The organism is Stenotrophomonas sp. STEN009 (genome assembly GCF_056760395.1).
The window spans coordinates 54,683-71,335 of record NZ_JBRRES010000025.1; the positions used below are offsets into that span (position 1 = coordinate 54,683).

Genomic DNA, 16,653 nt, shown 5'->3' on the forward strand with positions numbered 1-16,653 from the left:
TGCCGGAAGGGCAGCCGCGCGCAGGCGCTGCAGCGGCAGCTCGACGTTACCGGCTGGGCGCCAGTGCGTTGCCCTGCGGCCGCTCCTCCGGCCCGGTCGACACCTGCAGGCCGTTGTCGCTGCGCTCGAGCAGCCGCAGCGGCTGGCCCTGGTAACGCACTTCCAGCGCATCGTGGGTATCGGCCAGCGCACGCACCAGCGGGCACAACGCCATCGCGCTGGCCTCCACACGCTGGGCACCGGCTTCCAGGCGCCGGTCCAGCTCGGCATCCAGGCGCTCGGCACGTTCCTCCATGGCGTCGCTGCGGCCGGTGAAGACCTGCCAGAGCACGCTGCGGGCGATCGAGCCGGACAGCGTCTCGGCCATGTCCTGCACCTTCGCCTCGAATCCGGGGCCGAAGGTCGCCTGTTCCCAGTAGCCCTTTCCGAGCGTCCCCTCGATCCAGTCATCCGCCTGCCGCCGCAGGCGCCTGACCTTGCGGCTGTTGGCGGTGCCGGTCAGGCTCTCGTAGACGCCATCGAGCGCGTCGAAGCTCAGCTGGCTGACATCGCGCGCCAATGCCGTGGCGGCGGGCATCAACCGGCGCGCGCCGGCCTCCAGCTGGCGCAGGCGGGCGGCATCGGCGTCGCTGACCGGCACGATCGTGTCATCCAGGCTCAGCACACCATCGTGGAACACCACCTCGTGCGGCGCCTGTGGGCCGTGTCGCAGCCAGATGCCGCCGCTGTCCACCAGCACGTCATAGTCCGTGCGGATGCCACACTGGTCCGCGTGCAGCTTCGGCGCGTCGGCCGCCTGCGCCGGCATGATGCACAGCGCCGACAGCACTGCCAGGGCAGGCAGTCGCAGGTCCATTGGACATTCCTTTTCCAGTCGCCAGAGCCCAGCGTCCGCCTCTCCGGCCTGTCCGTCATCGGCCGGAAGTCACGCCGTCCACCGGCTGCCCACCTTCTATCCACAGGGTTGTCCCTTGGTCATTCCGTTACTGTCATGTGAAGCTGTCATTGTTCTGTTTCCGCACTCCGTTGTACTGCCGGAATGACGCGTTCCGGTCTTGACTGCGCGGCCCGTTCCGGCAGGTCCAAAGCGTCTGATCCGGGCGCCGATGGCACGATCCTTGCGGCGCAAGGGATTGCCGAATTTCACTACATTTGGCGTTGACGGACCCCACCACCCCCACTATCTTGTGGCCATCGGTCGCAGCGACCCCACGTCGCAAGGACAACGGGGAAGGCGCGGAGGCGGGAGCTACGCGGCACCCACGTCCACCGCGATACCCGTCGGCGACCGTCACGGCAGCGGCAGGCGCAGGTCTCACCTCCTGCGACGCCCAGCTGCCATCCTGGACCGTCATGTCCTGGGCCGCGCCACCGATGCACCTGCAACCACCCCATCACGCCAAGAGGACACACGCCGTGACCACCGAAACCAGCGCCACCATCGAAAAGGAAAGCGAGTTCCTGTTGACGTCGCCGCCGACGGCCAACGCGATGAGTGTGACCAAGCGCAATGGCACGACCGAACTGGTGGACCTGAACAAGATCGTGCGTGCGGTGCAGCGTTCCTCCGAAGGCCTGCACGCCGTCGATCCGATGCGCGTGGCCACCCGCACCATTTCCGGCCTGTACAACGGCGCCACCACCCGCGAGCTGGACGAGCTGTCCATCCGCACCGCCGCCCTGCTGATCGGTGAAGAACCCGAGTACGGCCGTCTGGCCGCGCGCCTGCTGGCCAACTACATCGCCAAGGAAGTGTCGGGCCAGGAAATCTATGCCTTCTCGCAGTCGGTCAGCCGTGGCCATGAAGTCGGCCTGATCAACGACCGCCTGCTGAACTTCGTGCAGACCAACGCGCGCAAGCTCAACGATGCGATCGACATCTCGCTGGACCTGAACTTCGATTACTTCGGCCTGCGTACCCTGTACGACCGCTACCTGCTGCGCCATCCGCACACCCGCAAGGTGATCGAGACCCCGCAGCAGTTCTTCCTGCGCATCGCCAGCGCGCTGAGCGAGGACGTGTCCGAGACCCTGGCGCTGTACAAGCGCATGGGCAACCTGGACTACCTGCCGTCCAGCCCGACCCTGTTCAACTCCGGCACCACCCACGAGCAGCTGTCCTCGTGCTTCCTGCTCGATTCGCCGCAGGACTCGCTGGAGTCGATCTACTCCAAGTACGGCGATATCGCCCAGCTGTCGAAGTTCTCCGGCGGCATCGGCGTCAGCTACACCCGCGTGCGTTCGCGTGGTTCGCTCATCAAGTCCACCAACGGCCATTCCAACGGCATCGTGCCGTGGCTGAAGACCATGGACTCGTCCGTGGCGGCGGTGAACCAGGGGGGCAAGCGCAAGGGCGCGGCCTGCGTGTATCTGGAAACCTGGCACGCCGACATCGAGGATTTCCTCGAGCTGCGTGACAACACCGGTGACGAAGCCCGCCGTACCCACAACCTGAACCTGGCCAACTGGGTGCCGGACCTGTTCATGAAGCGCGTCGAGGCCGACCAGGAATGGTCGCTGTTCGATCCGCGCGTCGTGCCGGAGTTCACCGATCTGTTCGGCGAAGCCTTCGAGCAGGCCTATCTGCAGGCCGAAGCCCAGGGCAAGGCCAACCGCACCATCTCCGCCCGCAAGCTGTACGCCCGCATGATGCGTACGCTGGCCGAGACCGGCAACGGCTGGATGACCTTCAAGGACAAGTGCAACCGCGCCAGCAACCAGACCCTGCGTCCGGGCAACGTGATCCACCTGTCCAACCTGTGCACGGAAATCCTGGAGGTCACCTCCAACGATGAAACCGCGGTGTGCAACCTGGGTTCGATCAACCTGGGCAACCACTTCGACGAGCACAACGAGTTCGACTTCGAGAAGCTGGCCGAGACCGTGCGCCTGGCCGTGCGCCAGCTCGACCGTGTCATCGACCTGAACTTCTACCCGATCGAAACCGCCCGCCGCGCCAACCTGCGCTGGCGCCCCGTCGGCCTGGGCTGCATGGGCCTGCAGGACGTGTTCTTCCGCAAGCGCCTGCCGTTCGACAGCGCCGAAGCCCGTGCCCTGTCGAAGAAGATCGCCGAGACGATCTACTTCCACGCGCTGGAAACCTCGACCGAGCTGGCCCAGGAACGCGGCAAGCACCCGTCGTTCAACGACACCCGTGCCGCCAGTGGCGAACTGCAGTTCGACGCCTGGAACGTGGTGCCGGAAGACACCGCGCGCTGGGATGCCCTGCGTGCCCGCATCAAGGAGCACGGCCTGCGCAACTCGCTGATGATCGCGATCGCCCCGACCGCGACCATCGCCTCCATCGCCGGCTGCTACGAGTGCGTCGAGCCGCAGGTGTCCAACCTGTTCAAGCGCGAAACCCTGTCCGGTGACTTCCTGCAGGTCAACCGCTACCTGGTGAACGAGCTGAAGAAGCTGGGCCTGTGGACCGCCGACATGCGCGATGCCATCAAGCTGGCCGAAGGTTCCATCGCCGGCCTGACGCAGATTCCGGAAACCCTGCGTGAGGTCTACCGCACTGCGTGGGAACTGCCGATGCGTTCGCTGATCGACATGGCCGCCGAGCGTGGCGCCTTCATCGACCAGTCGGCCTCGCTCAACCTGTTCATGGAAAGCCCGAACATTGGCGCGATGTCGTCCATGTACATGTACGCGTGGAAGCAGGGCATCAAGACCACCTACTACCTGCGCTCGCGTCCGGCCACCAAGATCGCCAAGACCACGGTCAGCAACGCGGCCCCGGCCAAGGTGTTCAGCCCGGACGAAGCCATCGCCTGCTCGCTGGAGAACCCGGAAGCCTGCGAGGCCTGCCAGTAATCGCGCGCTGTGCCGTAGATGGAGCCGGGCTCGGCCCGGCTGCGCAATGACAAGGTAGCGCCGGGCCATGCCCGGCGTTTTGACCCGAGAAGACAAGGAAACACCCATGGCCGACAAGCCCAAGCAGATGCTGCTCGATCCCGGTTTTGAACTGACGTTGCGCCCGATGCGCTACCCGCAGTTCTATGACATGTACCGGAATGCGATCAAGAACACCTGGACGGTGGAAGAGATCAATTTCCAGATCGACATCACCGACCTGCACAGCAAGATGTCGCCGGGTGAGCGCCACCTGATCCATCGCCTTGTCGCGTTCTTCGCCACCGGCGATTCGATCGTGTCCAACAATCTGGTGCTGAACCTGTACCAGCACCTCAATGCGCCGGAAGCGCGCATGTACCTGTCGCGCCAGCTGTATGAAGAAGCGCTGCACGTGCAGTTCTACCTGACCCTGCTCGACAACTACCTGCCGGACCCGGAAGAGCGCGCCAAGGCGTTCTCGGCGGTGGAGAACATCGACTCGATCAAGAAGAAGGCCGATTTCTGCTTCAAGTGGATCGACTCGATCCAGGACCTGACCCGCATCGAGACCCGCGAACAGCGCCGCCAGTTCCTGCTCAACCAGATCTGCTTCGCCGCCTGCATCGAAGGCCTGTTCTTCTTTGCTGCGTTCGCCTACGTGTACTACTTCCGTTCGCGCGGCCTGCTGCCGGGCCTGGCCTCGGGCACCAACTGGGTGTTCCGCGACGAAAGCGCCCACATGGAGTTCGCGTTCGAGTCGGTGCGCGTGGTCCGCGAGGAAGAGCCGGACCTGTTCGATGAGGAGATGAAGCAGCAGGTGTACGACATGCTGGCCGAAGCGATCGAGTGCGAGGTGCAGTTCGCCGAGGACGTGCTGTCCGGCGGCGTGGCGGGCATCTCCACGCGCGACATGCGCCAGTACCTGCAGCACTGCGCCGACCAGCACTTCGCCAAGCTGGGCATGGAAAAGAAGTACAACGTGCGCAACCCGCTGCCGTTCATGGAACTGCAGGACGTGCAGGAGCTGACCAACTTCTTCGAACGCCGCGTTTCGGCCTACCAGGTCGGCGTGCAGGGCGAAGTTGCCTTCGACATGAACTTCTGACCCGTCCGGTCAGGCCTGTCGCAGCGAAAACCCCGGCCGATGCCGGGGTTTTTTGTGGGTAGCGGGGGGGGGGGGGCCCCCGGGGGGGCCCCCGGGGGGGCCCCGCCCCCGCCCCCCCCCGCGCCGGGCCCCCCCCGCGCCCGCCCGCCCCCCCCCCCGCCCCCCCCCACCCCCCCCCCCCCCCCCCCCCGCCGGGGCGGGGGCGCGCTCTCCCCCGCGGGGGCCGGCGCGGGGGGCACCGGCAACCGCCGCCGGGCTAACGCGCGGGGCCTTGCCCGGCGAACCAGAAACTGTGACTACCGTCTGTACGCGATCGACCGGTGTCTCAAGTCCCATTCACACACGCCGATACCGGACCCATGGATAGACTCACCCTCATCGGACTCTTTCTCGCCCTCGCCTCGCTGGTCGGCGGCAGCATCCTCAAGGGCGCCGGACTGGCGTCCCTGTGGTCGCCTGCGGCGTTCGTGATCGTCATCGTCGGCACCATCGCTGCGATCCTGCTGCACACCGCACCCGCCGTATTCAGGCACGCCTTCCGGATCGTACGCTGGGTCGTGCGCCCGCCGCACAGTGATCGTCGCGAGCTGATCCAGCAGATCGTCGAGTGGAGCAACATCGCCCGCCGCCAGGGCCTGCTGGGCCTGGAAGCGCAGGTGGAAGCGCAGCAGGATCCGTTCCTGCGCAAAGGCCTGCAGCTGCTGGTCGATGGCGTCGAGCCCGAATCGATCCGGCACATGCTGGAGATCGAGCTGGGCAGCCAGGAACACCGTGACCAGGCCGCTGCCAAGGTCTTCGAGGGCATGGGCATCTATGCGCCGACGCTGGGCATCATCGGTGCGGTGCTGGGCCTGATCGCCGTCATGAAGAACCTGGCCGACCCCAGCAAGCTGGGGCATGGCATCGCCGCCGCCTTCACCGCCACCATCTACGGCATCGCGTCGGCCAACCTGCTGTTCCTGCCGATCGCCGCCAAGCTGAAGGGGGTGATTGCCCACAACAGCCGCGACCGCGAGATGGTCATCGAAGGCCTGATCTCGATCGCGCAGGGCGAGAACCCGCGGAACATCGAAACCAACCTGTCCGGCTTCCTGCACTGACATGGCCCGCCGCAGACACCACGAAGAGCACGCCAACCATGAAGCATGGGCGATCCCCTATGCCGATCTGATGACGCTGCTGCTGGCCTTCTTCGTGGTGATGTATGCGATCTCCTCGATCAACGAAGGCAAGTACCGGATCATGGCCGATGCGCTCACCGATGCCTTTGGTGGCGCGCCGCGCACCATCAATCCGGTGCAGGTCGGCAACAAGCAGGTGCAGGGGGGCGGCTGGGACAGTCCTTCGGTGATCAAGTCCGGCACCAAGATCGGCCCGTCCGCACCGGCACCCTCGCACGACCCTACCCTGCTGCCGGCCATGGCCTCGCAGATGCGCATGCCGGTCTCGGTGCACGACCAGCAGCAGATCGCCCGTGCCGAGCGCCAGCTCAGCAGCATCGCCGACCGGTTGACCGCCGCGCTGTCGCCGCTGATCGAGCGCGGCATGATCAGCGTGCGCCGCACCGAGCTGTGGATCGAAGTGGAGATCAACAGCGACATCCTGTTCCCGACCGGCTCGGCGGCGCTGGACGTGCACGCGCGCGGGACGCTGTCCAGCCTGGCCGGTGTGCTGCGCGACGTACCCAACAGCGTGCGGGTGGAAGGCCACACCGACAACGTGCCGATCGCCACCGCCACCTTCCCCTCCAACTGGGAACTGTCGGCCGCGCGGGCCGCCAGCGTGGTCCACCTGTTCGCCGACCAGGGCCTGCAGCCTTCGCGTCTGGCCATGGTCGGCTACGGCCAGTTCCGCCCGCGCGAGGACAACGACAGTGCGCAGGGTCGCAACCGCAACCGGAGGGTAATGGTCATCATCCTGGCCGACACCTCGCACTCGGTCGACCCGCTGGGCCAGCGCCTGAACGCCGCCAACGGCGCGGCCGACGCGTCCGCCGGGCCTGCGGCAACGCCCGCCACCGTGCCCTCCCCGTCCCCCATCGCACCGGTGCAGTTGCCACCGGTGCCGGCTGGCAGCCGTGTCGGCGCCGCCGCTCCCCCGGCAATGAAGGAGTAAACCCATGCGCATCTGGGCAGTCGCCAACCAGAAGGGCGGAGTCGGCAAGACGACGACCACCCTGGCCCTCGGCCGCAACCTGGCCACGCAGGGCCATCGCGTGCTGCTGATCGATCTTGATCCCCACGCCTCGCTCAGCCGCGCCTTCGGCGTGCCGGTGGACCCGCCACCGACCGGCGTACTTGAGCTGTTCAGCGCACCTCCGGCCGAGCTGTCCAGCCTTTGCCACACCAGCAGCGTCAGCGGCCTGGACTACGTCTGCGCACAGCCGGCACTGGCCACGCTGGAGCGCCGCAGCGCCAACCAGCCGGGCCTTGGCCTGGCGCTGCAGAACGCGCTGGCACGGCACCAGGGCCAGCACGACTACATCCTGCTCGACTGCGCGCCCACACTCGGCCTGCTGATGATCAATGCGCTCGCGGCAGCGGACCGCCTGATCATTCCGACGCAGGCCGAGCCGCTGGCACTGCACGGGCTGGACGGCATGGTGCGCACCGGCGAAATGGTCGAGCGCTCGCGCCGGCGCCCGCTGCCGATCTCGATCCTGCCCACCCTGTTCGACCGCCGCACCCGCACCGGCAACGAATCACTGCGCAGCATGCAGGACCGTCACGGCGCACGCGTCTGGGAGGATGCGATTCCGATCGACACGCGGGTCAGCAACGCGGCCGGCCTGACCCTGCCGAGCGTCGGCGAGGACTATCCCGGCCGCGGGCTCGCGGCCTACCGTCGCGCGCTGAACTGGATCCTTGGCGAGGATGCGCGCGCGCTGGAGCAAGCCGCATGAACACCACCGGCGTGCTGGACGACTATCTGGACGAGCTGCTGGGCGAAGCGATCGCCCCGGTGGCGGCCAGCCCCGATGCAGGCAACACGGCGCTTCCGGCGGCGATCGCCGAACGCGAGCCGACCTGGGACGACCTGCCGGCAGAGGTCATCTACGAAACCGGCAGCAGCGACGTGGTGCCCGTGGATGACGCCGCTCTGGCGGCCGCCTTCGAGGCCACCAGCCAGTCCTCTGCACCGGCATCTGCCGAACGCCAGCCGACCTGGGACGATCTGCCCGATGAGGTGATCTACGAGACCGACGGCGCGGAAAGCCCGTTGCTGGCCCACACCGACAGCCCCGCGCTGCAGGCTGCCTTCGAGGCCGCCGCCAGCGGCGAAGGGGTGGATCCGGTGGCGCCCGCGCGGATCGTGCCCCCGGCACCCGCCGCTGCGCCGCCGGTAGCGGCTGCACCGCCGCGTGTCGCCCTCGAAGCACCCGCCGCCAGCCGCCCTGCCAGCTGGCAGGAACTGCAGGCGCAGGCCCATCGACCCGCCAACAGCCCGCATCCGCAGCACCGCCGCGCGAACGAGCGCACCTCGCGCTGGCTGCGGATGCGCTGTGGCAGCCAGGCCTATGCACTGGAACTGCTGAAAGTGCAGGAGGTGGTACTGCCGGTACCCCTGCTGCCGCTGCGCGGCACTGCGCCGGCGATGCTGGGGATCATGAACCTGCGCGGCCAGGTGGTGCCCGTGATGGACCTTGGGCTGCACCTGGGCGCAGCGGCGGCCGAGGACGACGCACAGACCCGCATCGTGGTGCTGGAGGAAGACGGCGAGACCATCGGCCTGCGCGTCTCGGCCGTGGAAGACGTCGCCAATCTCACTGATTCGCAGATCGAGCCACCGGATACCGCCCGCATCTGCCAGATCTCCAACGACCTCTTCCGTGGTGTGGCCCGCGTCAGCCAACGGCCGATGATCCTGCTCGACGCCACCCGCCTGCTCAACTGAGGCGGGGTCCACGCGTGGCCCGGGCCTGTCGGAACGGGCACGCAGGGCCTCACCGCCCCCCTAAAGAACCCCTGGCGGGTGCCGATATGGATGACGGAACCGTTTGTCCGGAGCAACGATGAGCACTGTCGAACTGGGTGAGGATCTCGGCATCGAGACCAGCACCGAGCTCAAGAACCGCCTCGCCCCGCTGGTAGCGCAGGTTGGCGAGCTGACCCTGGATGCAAGCCAGGTCGGCCGCGTCCACACCGCCGCCGTGCAGGTGCTGTGTGCATTCGTGCAGGCACGCCGCGAGGCGGGCCTGGACACCGGCTTCCACGGTTGCACTGCAACCTTCCGTGACGCCGCGCGCCTGCTGGGCGTCACCCAGGCCCTGGGCCTGGACGTACCCCATGACAACCTGAAATCTGTGGAGAACGCTGCATGAGCGCACGTATCTTGGTGGTGGACGATTCGGCGTCGATGCGCCAGATGGTGTCCTTCGCCCTCACCTCGGCCGGTTTTGCCGTCGAAGAAGCTGAAGACGGCGCGGTCGCGCTCGGCCGCGCGAAGGGACAGCGCTTCAACGCGGTGGTCACCGACGTCAACATGCCGAACATGGACGGCATTGCGCTGATCCGCGAGCTGCGCCAGCTGCCGGACTACAAGTTCACGCCGCTGCTGATGCTGACCACCGAGTCCGCCGCCGACAAGAAGTCCGAAGGCAAGGCCGCCGGCGCCACCGGCTGGCTGGTCAAGCCGTTCAACCCGGAACAGCTGGTCGCTACCGTGCAGAAAGTGCTGGGCTGATCGCCCCGCACCGTTCCCCTTCTTCGCTTCCGGATCACCACTGCATGAGCATGGACCTGCAACGCTTCCACGCCACCTTCTTCGAAGAGAGCCGCGAAGGCCTCGACGCGATGGAGGCCGGCCTGCTGGCCCTGGAGTCGGGGCAGCAGGACGCGGAGATCATCAACTCGGTGTTCCGCGCCGCCCACTCCATCAAGGGCGGTGCCGGTACGTTCGGCTTCGATGCCATCGCCGCGCTCACCCACGTACTGGAAACGCTGCTGGACGAGCTGCGCGCCGGCAAGCGCGCGCTGGAAGGCCACGCGGTCGATGCGATGCTGTCGTCCGTGGATGTGCTGCGCGCCCTGCTGCGCGAGGCCGAGCACGGCCAGGCGGCCGATCCGGCGGCCGTCGCCGCGGTGAAGGCGCGGCTGGAGGCAGTGCTGTCCGGCCAGCCGGCAGCCAGCGCCCCGGCCGCGGCTGCTGCCGCAGCACCGGTGGACGATACGCCCGAAGCCTGGCAGATCGGCTTCACCCCCGCGCCCTCACTGTTCATGAGCGGCAATGATCCGCTGCGCATCATCCGCGAACTGGAACATCTCGGCTCGCTGCAGGTCGCTGCGCGGCTCGAACGCCTGCCCGGCTTCGCCCAGCTTGACCCTCTTGAAGCCCATCTTGCGTGGGACCTCGGCCTGGTCGGCAAGGTGCCGCGCAGCAAGATCGAAGACACCTTTGCGTGGGTGCTGGACGACTGCGAACTGGACATCCGTCCGGCCGCGCCGCCGAGCCTGGCCACCCGCGCCCCCGATACAACAGCCAACGCCCCTTCCACGCCCGTTGCTGCAGTACCCCCCGTTGCCGCCGCCCCTGCCGCCAGTGGCACCCCTGGCACCAGCCAGGACGCGGAAACCTCGATCCGCGTCAGTGTCGACAAGGTGGACGCGCTGATCAATCTGGTCGGTGAACTGGTCATCACCCAGGCCATGCTCAAGCAGGTCTCGCATGCGCTGGATCCGGTGCTTGCCGAGAGCCTGTTCGCCGGCCTGGATCAGCTCGAACGCAACACCCGCGACCTGCAGGAAGCCGTCATCGGCGTGCGCATGCTGCCGGTCGACGCCGTGTTCCGCCGCTTCCCGCGCCTGGTCCGCGACCTCTCCACCCGCCTCGGCAAGCAGGTCCGCCTGCGCACCATCGGTGAAGGCACCGAACTGGACAAGGGCCTGATCGAGAAGATCGCCGATCCGCTCGTCCACCTGGTCCGCAACTCCATCGACCACGGGCTGGAAATGCCGGACGTGCGCAAGGGCGCAGGCAAGGACGAGACCGGCACCATCACCCTGGCGGCGTCGCACCAGGGAGGCCACATCGTCATCGAAGTCAGCGACGACGGACGCGGCCTGGATCGCGCCAGGATCCTCGCCAAGGCGGCCGAACGCGGCCTGAGCGTGCCCGACAATCCCACCGACTCGCAGGTCTGGGACCTGATCTTCCAGCCGGGCTTCTCCACCGCCGACGCCGTCACCGATCTCTCCGGGCGCGGCGTGGGCATGGACGTCGTCCGTCGCAACATCCAGGCGCTGGGCGGTGAAGTACAGATCGAAAGCAGCCTGGGCACTGGAACGCGTACCCTGATCCGGCTGCCGCTGACCCTGGCCATCCTCGACGGCATGACCGTGGCGGTGGCGGGCGAGACGTTGATCCTGCCGCTGGCCTATGTGCTGGAAGCCCTGCAGCCGCAGCCGGAGGACATCCGCAGCATGGCCGGCGAAGGGCGCGTGCTGCGCGTGCGTGGCGAGTACCTGCCGATCCTGTCCCTCAGCGAGTACTACGGGTACGGCGCCCGCATGCCCGGCAGCGAATCGCTGGTGGTGGTGGTGGAAGGCGACGGGCAGAAGATCGCACTGGAAGTGGACGAACTGGTCGGCCAGCAGCAGGTCGTGGTCAAGAACATCGAGAACAACTACCGGCGTATCGGCGGCGTGTCCGGCGCCACCATCCTCGGCGATGGCCGCGTTGCACTGATCGTCGACATCGGTGGGCTGGTGCGCTCGCTGCGCGTGCCGCAGGCCGCCTGAGTCCGAGCGCAGGTGATCCAGGGCCGCCGCCCCACACGGGCGGCGGCTTTCGTTTGTGTGCAGCCCGGTAGCAAGGCGAGTGTGCGCCTCCCGCTCCATTTCGTGAACTCCGTCGGCCCACGGCGCCGCAGCAAACCACCCGCGTGCAGGCCGGAACACGGCCCCTGCAACGCGTCCGCGCCGCCGTCCCTACGCATCCGGATGTGACGCCCATCCATAAAGTCCGCCGGCCGTGCGCCGCTATCTCGCAGTGACAGTCGTGACCGGACTCGCATCGGCTCCGATTCACGCTGCACTCCCCGGCCGGCACGCACGCCCGCCACTCTGCCCACCTGGAGCACCTGCATGAAGTGGTTCCACGATCTGCCCATCGCCCGCAAGCTGGCCGTGGGGTTCACCCTCACCACCCTGATGACCCTGCTGCTGGGTGCGTTCGCACTGCTGCGCCTGAGCCAGGCCAACGACCAGCTGGGGGCGATGGCCAGCAACGATATTCCGTCGGTGCAGCATCTGGGCGAAGCCCGCTCGCAGCTTGGTGAATTCCGTACCTACGAGCTGGCCCAGCTGACCATGCTGGACCAACCGGACAAGGTGGCCGACTACAACAAGCGCATGGACGCCACCGCCAAAGCCGTACGCGATGAACTGGCGGCCTATGCCGCCTTGCCGGCCCAGGACAAGGAACGCGAACTGTATCGCGCCGCCTCGGCGCAGGTGGATCGCTACTTCGCCGCCAACAAGGCCATGCGTGACGCAGTGGCCGCCGGCGACGGCATCATGGCGCAGCAGATTTCCGACGAGCAGTCGCGCCCGGCACGGCGTGAACTGTTCGACGCCCTGAAGGCACTGGGTGCCCACATCGCCGGCCTGATGGACGCGCGGATCGCCGATGCCAACGCCACCCATCGCGCCAGCATGATCGCCATCATCGGCTGCATCGTACTGCTGTCGTTGCTGGCCGCAGCCCTGGCCACGGTCATCTCGCGGGCCGTGACCGGTCCGCTCGGCAAGGCCGTGCAGGCCATCCAGGCAGTCGCCCGCGGTGACCTGAGCGTCAGCACCCGCGCCACCAGCAATGACGAGGCCGGCCAGATGCTGTCCGCCACCGCGGAAATGACCGCAATGCTGCGCCGTTTCTCCGAGCAGACACAGTTGATGGCGCAGATGCATGCCGGACCGGATATCAGCCATCGCATCCCGGAAGACTTCCCGGGTGTCTACGGCCAGCTCGCCAGCGGCATCAATACGGTCATTTTCGAGCACCTGGACGCGATCCGCGATGCGATCGACGTACTCAACCAGTATGCCGTCGGCAATCTCGCACCGGACGCGCGCCGCCTGCCCGGCAGCCGCGCCATCCTGCATGAGTCGATGGATGCGGCCAAGTCCAGCCTGCTGGCGATCAATACGCAGATCCAGCAGCTCGCGGCCGCAGCCGCCGCGGGCGACTTCAGCCAGCGCGGCGACGCACAGCGCTTCCAGCATGATTTCAAGGTGATGATCGATCACCTGAACACCATGATGGAAGTCGCCGACAGCAATCTCGGCCAGCTCTCGCAGCTGCTGCAGTCGATCGCTGCCGGGGACCTCACCGCGCGCATGGACGGGCAGTTCAACGGCGTGTTCGCACGGATGCGCGACGATGCCAATGCCACCGTCACCCAGCTGACCCGCATCGTTGGCCAGATCCAGGCCAGCACCTCCAGCATCACCCTGGCCGCCGGCGAAATTGCCTCGGGCAACAACGACCTGTCGCGCCGCACCGAACAGCAGGCCGCCAACCTGGAAGAAACCGCCGCCTCGATGGAGGAACTGACCTCCACCGTGCGCCAGAACGCCGAGCACGCCCGCCAGGCCAACCAGCTCGCCATCGGTGCCCATGGCGTCGCCTCCCAGGGCGGCGAAGTGGTCGGCCAGGTGGTCACCACCATGTCCGCCATTGAAGCCTCCTCGAAGAAGATCGCCGAGATCATCAGCGTCATCGACGGCATCGCCTTCCAGACCAACATCCTGGCCCTCAACGCCGCGGTCGAGGCCGCCCGTGCCGGTGAACAGGGCCGCGGCTTTGCGGTGGTCGCCAGCGAAGTACGCACCCTCGCCCAGCGCTCGGCCGCTGCCGCCAAGGAGATCAAGGGCCTGATCGATGACTCGGTGGGCAAGGTCGCCGATGGCTCTGCACTGGTGCACAAGGCCGGGGCCACCATGGGCGAGATCGTTGCCTCGGTGCAGCGCGTGACCGACATCATGGCCGAGATTTCCGCGGCCTCGCAGGAACAGAGTGCCGGCATCGAGCAGGTCAACCAGACCGTGGTGCAGATGGACGAGACCACCCAGCAGAACGCCGCGCTGGTGGAGGAGGCCACCGCCGCTGCGCGGGCAATGGAGGAACAGGCTGTGCAGCTGGGTGAGGCCGTGGCCCGCTTCCGCCTGGAGTCACAGAACGAAGCACCGCTACCGGCGGTGGTCGTGGCGGCGCAGCGCAGAACGCCCGCGGCAGCTCCAGCGGCCAGGCCGGCCCCCCAGCGCGTCGCACGCGCCGCGGCGGCGCAGCCGGCGCTGGCACTCGACGGCGACTGCCAGGAGTTCTGACCTCATCGGAACTGGGACGCGTCGGATTCCTGCACACTGGCAGGGATCCGACCCTCGACCGGCCCGGTCTGATCGCCGTGACTCCTCGCCGGTCGTCGCAACGCATCACAGTTCCAGCGTTGCCCCGGCCAACTGATTGAATTTTTCTTCAGGTTCAGCCGCCGCTCGCCGCTAACGGGACACGGTCCTACGCGAGCCAGCGATGCCAGCCAGCAACGACCCCGACCCGATACCGGTACAGCGTGGGCGAATGCTGGCCGGCGTGCTGCTGCTCGCTGCGTGGCTCGGATGGACCCTCGCCGCGCTGTGGGCGCAGGCCGATGCTTCACAGCCACCGGCCGGCCGCTGGCGCGCCGCGGACGTGCTGGCGCAGCTGTCGCCCGCCGTGCTTGCCGCCAGCCACCAGCATCCCCTGTTGCTGCGGCAGTCCATCGTCTGTGGCTGCGCCCCACCGGCGCGCACACCCGACGGCATCGACCTGCGGGAGGCCCGCACGCCGCTGCCCTTCGAATGGTTGGTGCTGTACCAGCAGCGCCTTGTCTATGCCGGGCCCTCCCTTCTCGACGCGGGCTGCGGCGGCCGTCCGCTCGCAGCCGCTCCACTGGTTGCGGGGCTGCTGCGCAATGCACAGGCGCCCGTGATCCTTTCCCATCATTGCCCATGCCACAAGGAGTAGCGCATGCATGCCTCCACCCGTAATACCGCCGCGCCGACCGGTCAGCCGACACCGCCTTACCTGCGCACGCTGGCCGCGGGTGCCGACCGCCTGTTCCTGCTGGTCAGTGCAGGGCTGGTCCTGGCCTCGCTGGCACTGGCCGTGCGCCATGGTCAATGGACACCGTGGCTGCTGGTCGCACTGCCCGCGCTGCTGGTCAGCGCGGTGCAGATCCACCTGCAGCCCGGCAGCCGCCTCAGCCGCTGCACGACAGCGCTGGCGTGGATGGTGCTGTCGGCCACCTTGATCCACCAGACGCACGGACAGCTGGAGACCCACTTCACGGTCATCGTGCTGATCGCACTGCTGCTGTACTACCGCGACTGGCTGCCGATCGTGGTGGCCGCCGTGGCGATCGCCGTGCATCACGTGCTGTTCTTCGCCCTGCAGACGCGCGGCCTGCCGTACCCGGTATTCGCCGCCGGCAGTGGTCTGGGCGTGCTGGTCCTGCACGCCCTGTACGTCACCATCGAGGCCGGCCTGCTGTCGGTGATGGCCGTCCAGATGCGCCGCCAGCTTCTGCTGCTCGGCCACGACCCGCAGCAACTGGCACACCTGGCACGCGGCCTGGCCGACGACCAGCCCCTGCCCGAGGCGCTGCATGCCAGCCAGTTCCCGCAGGACTCGCTGGCCGCCGCCCTGGTCCAAGCCAGCACCCGGCTGCTGCAGCGCCGCCAGCGCGAGCTGGCGGCCAGTGGCGAATCGCTGCGCATCCGCAGCGCGCTGGACGATGTCACCACCAACGTGATGATCGCTGACCGTGACCGCAACATCGTCTTCGTTAACCGTCCACTGCAGAAAATGCTGGCCGCCGCCGAAGCCGACCTGCGCCGTGACCTGCCGCAGTTCAGCGCCGCCGATCTGCTGGGCCGCAACATCGACATCTTCCACCGCAATCCGGCCCACCAGGCCACCCTGCTCGACCGCCTCACCGGCACCTACCGCACGCAGATCCGCGTCGGCGGCCGGGCCCTGCAGCTGATCGTCAATCCGATCATCGACGACGACGAACAGCGCCAGGGATTCGTAGTGGAGTGGGCCGACCGCACGGCCGAGATCGAGGTCGAAGAAGAACTCGGCCATATCGTCGATGCCGCCGCGCAGGGCGACTTCAGCGGCCGCGTCGGCACCGCCGGCAAGGAAGGCTTCTTCCTGCAGCTGGCGGAACGCCTCAACGGCCTGCTGGATGCCAACGCACGCAGCATCGAGCAGATCTCGCAGCTGCTGTCCTCGCTCTCGCGCGGCGACCTCACCGTGCAGATGCAGGGCGACTTCCACGGCGTTTACGCCCGCATCCGCGACGATGCCAACACCACCATCGCCGAGCTGACCCGCATCGTCGGCAGCATCCAGGCAGCCTCCAGCCGCCTCACCGGCGCTGCCGCCGGACTGGCGCAGGGCAATGGCCACCTGGCCAGCCGTACCGAACAGCAGGCGGCCAGCCTGGAGGAAACCGCCGCCACCATGGAGGAGTTGACCGCGACCGTGCGCCAGAACGCGGGACATGCGCGGCAGGCCAACCAGCTGGCCACCGATGCGGCCGACATCGCCGGCGAGGGGCGCACGGTCGTCGGCCAGGTGGTCACCACCATGTCCGCCATTGAAGCCTCCTCGAAGAAGATCGCCGAGATCATCAGCGTCATCGACGGCATCGCCTTCCAGACCAA

13 protein-coding genes are annotated in these 16,653 nt (G+C 67.6%); 12 read left to right on the forward strand and 1 reads right to left on the reverse strand.

The window, feature by feature from the left end; translation table 11 throughout:
• Nucleotides 1-46: 46 nt before the first annotated feature.
• Nucleotides 47-856, reverse strand: a complete 810-nt coding sequence (locus ACVOMM_RS12775) for a DUF2884 family protein (RefSeq protein ID WP_053518587.1) — start codon at nucleotides 854-856, stop codon at nucleotides 47-49.
• Between the two features lie 560 nt (nucleotides 857-1,416).
• On the opposite strand from ACVOMM_RS12775, the gene ACVOMM_RS12780 reads away from it, so the two are divergent.
• From ACVOMM_RS12780 to ACVOMM_RS12835, 12 genes are all read left to right on the forward strand, one after another.
• Nucleotides 1,417-3,819, forward strand: coding sequence for a ribonucleoside-diphosphate reductase subunit alpha (locus ACVOMM_RS12780; protein WP_053518585.1), 2,403 nt, complete (start codon nucleotides 1,417-1,419; stop codon nucleotides 3,817-3,819).
• A 106-nt stretch (nucleotides 3,820-3,925) separates the two neighbouring features.
• Nucleotides 3,926-4,945, forward strand: a complete 1,020-nt coding sequence (locus ACVOMM_RS12785) for a ribonucleotide-diphosphate reductase subunit beta (RefSeq protein WP_019661865.1) — start codon at nucleotides 3,926-3,928, stop codon at nucleotides 4,943-4,945.
• A gap of 359 nt (nucleotides 4,946-5,304) precedes the next feature.
• Complete coding sequence (locus tag ACVOMM_RS12790; protein ID WP_481526324.1) at nucleotides 5,305-6,045, forward strand: flagellar motor protein; 741 nt, start codon at nucleotides 5,305-5,307, stop codon at nucleotides 6,043-6,045.
• 1 nt (nucleotide 6,046) lies between these two features.
• The gene (motD, locus tag ACVOMM_RS12795; protein ID WP_481526325.1) at nucleotides 6,047-7,060 is read left to right on the forward strand and encodes a flagellar motor protein MotD; all 1,014 of its coding nucleotides are present in this window, start codon (nucleotides 6,047-6,049) and stop codon (nucleotides 7,058-7,060) included.
• 4 nt (nucleotides 7,061-7,064) lie between these two features.
• A complete protein-coding gene (locus ACVOMM_RS12800) occupies nucleotides 7,065-7,847 on the forward strand; it encodes a ParA family protein (RefSeq protein ID WP_111186097.1) in 783 nt (260 codons plus the stop codon).
• Nucleotides 7,844-8,839: a chemotaxis protein CheW gene (locus tag ACVOMM_RS12805; RefSeq protein WP_414488254.1), complete on the forward strand. Its 996-nt coding sequence runs from the start codon at nucleotides 7,844-7,846 to the stop codon at nucleotides 8,837-8,839. The genes ACVOMM_RS12800 and ACVOMM_RS12805 overlap by 4 nt, the downstream gene beginning before the upstream one ends.
• A 118-nt stretch (nucleotides 8,840-8,957) precedes the next feature.
• The gene (locus ACVOMM_RS12810) at nucleotides 8,958-9,266 is read left to right on the forward strand and encodes an STAS domain-containing protein (RefSeq protein WP_053520056.1); all 309 of its coding nucleotides are present in this window, start codon (nucleotides 8,958-8,960) and stop codon (nucleotides 9,264-9,266) included.
• Nucleotides 9,263-9,628: a response regulator gene (locus ACVOMM_RS12815; protein WP_005409521.1), complete on the forward strand. Its 366-nt coding sequence runs from the start codon at nucleotides 9,263-9,265 to the stop codon at nucleotides 9,626-9,628. Before ACVOMM_RS12810 ends, ACVOMM_RS12815 begins: the two co-directional genes overlap by 4 nt.
• 44 nt (nucleotides 9,629-9,672) lie before the next feature.
• A complete protein-coding gene (locus ACVOMM_RS12820) occupies nucleotides 9,673-11,682 on the forward strand; it encodes a chemotaxis protein CheA (RefSeq protein WP_053520424.1) in 2,010 nt (669 codons plus the stop codon).
• Nucleotides 11,683-12,027: 345 nt separating this feature from the next.
• The gene (locus tag ACVOMM_RS12825) at nucleotides 12,028-14,271 is read left to right on the forward strand and encodes a methyl-accepting chemotaxis protein (protein WP_481526326.1); all 2,244 of its coding nucleotides are present in this window, start codon (nucleotides 12,028-12,030) and stop codon (nucleotides 14,269-14,271) included.
• A gap of 202 nt (nucleotides 14,272-14,473) precedes the next feature.
• Entirely contained in the window at nucleotides 14,474-14,947 is a 474-nt protein-coding gene (locus ACVOMM_RS12830) for a hypothetical protein (RefSeq protein ID WP_128990761.1), read from the forward strand.
• Between the two features lie 3 nt (nucleotides 14,948-14,950).
• The coding region (locus ACVOMM_RS12835; RefSeq protein WP_481526327.1) for a methyl-accepting chemotaxis protein at nucleotides 14,951-16,653 on the forward strand (1,703 nt) is incomplete at its 3' end.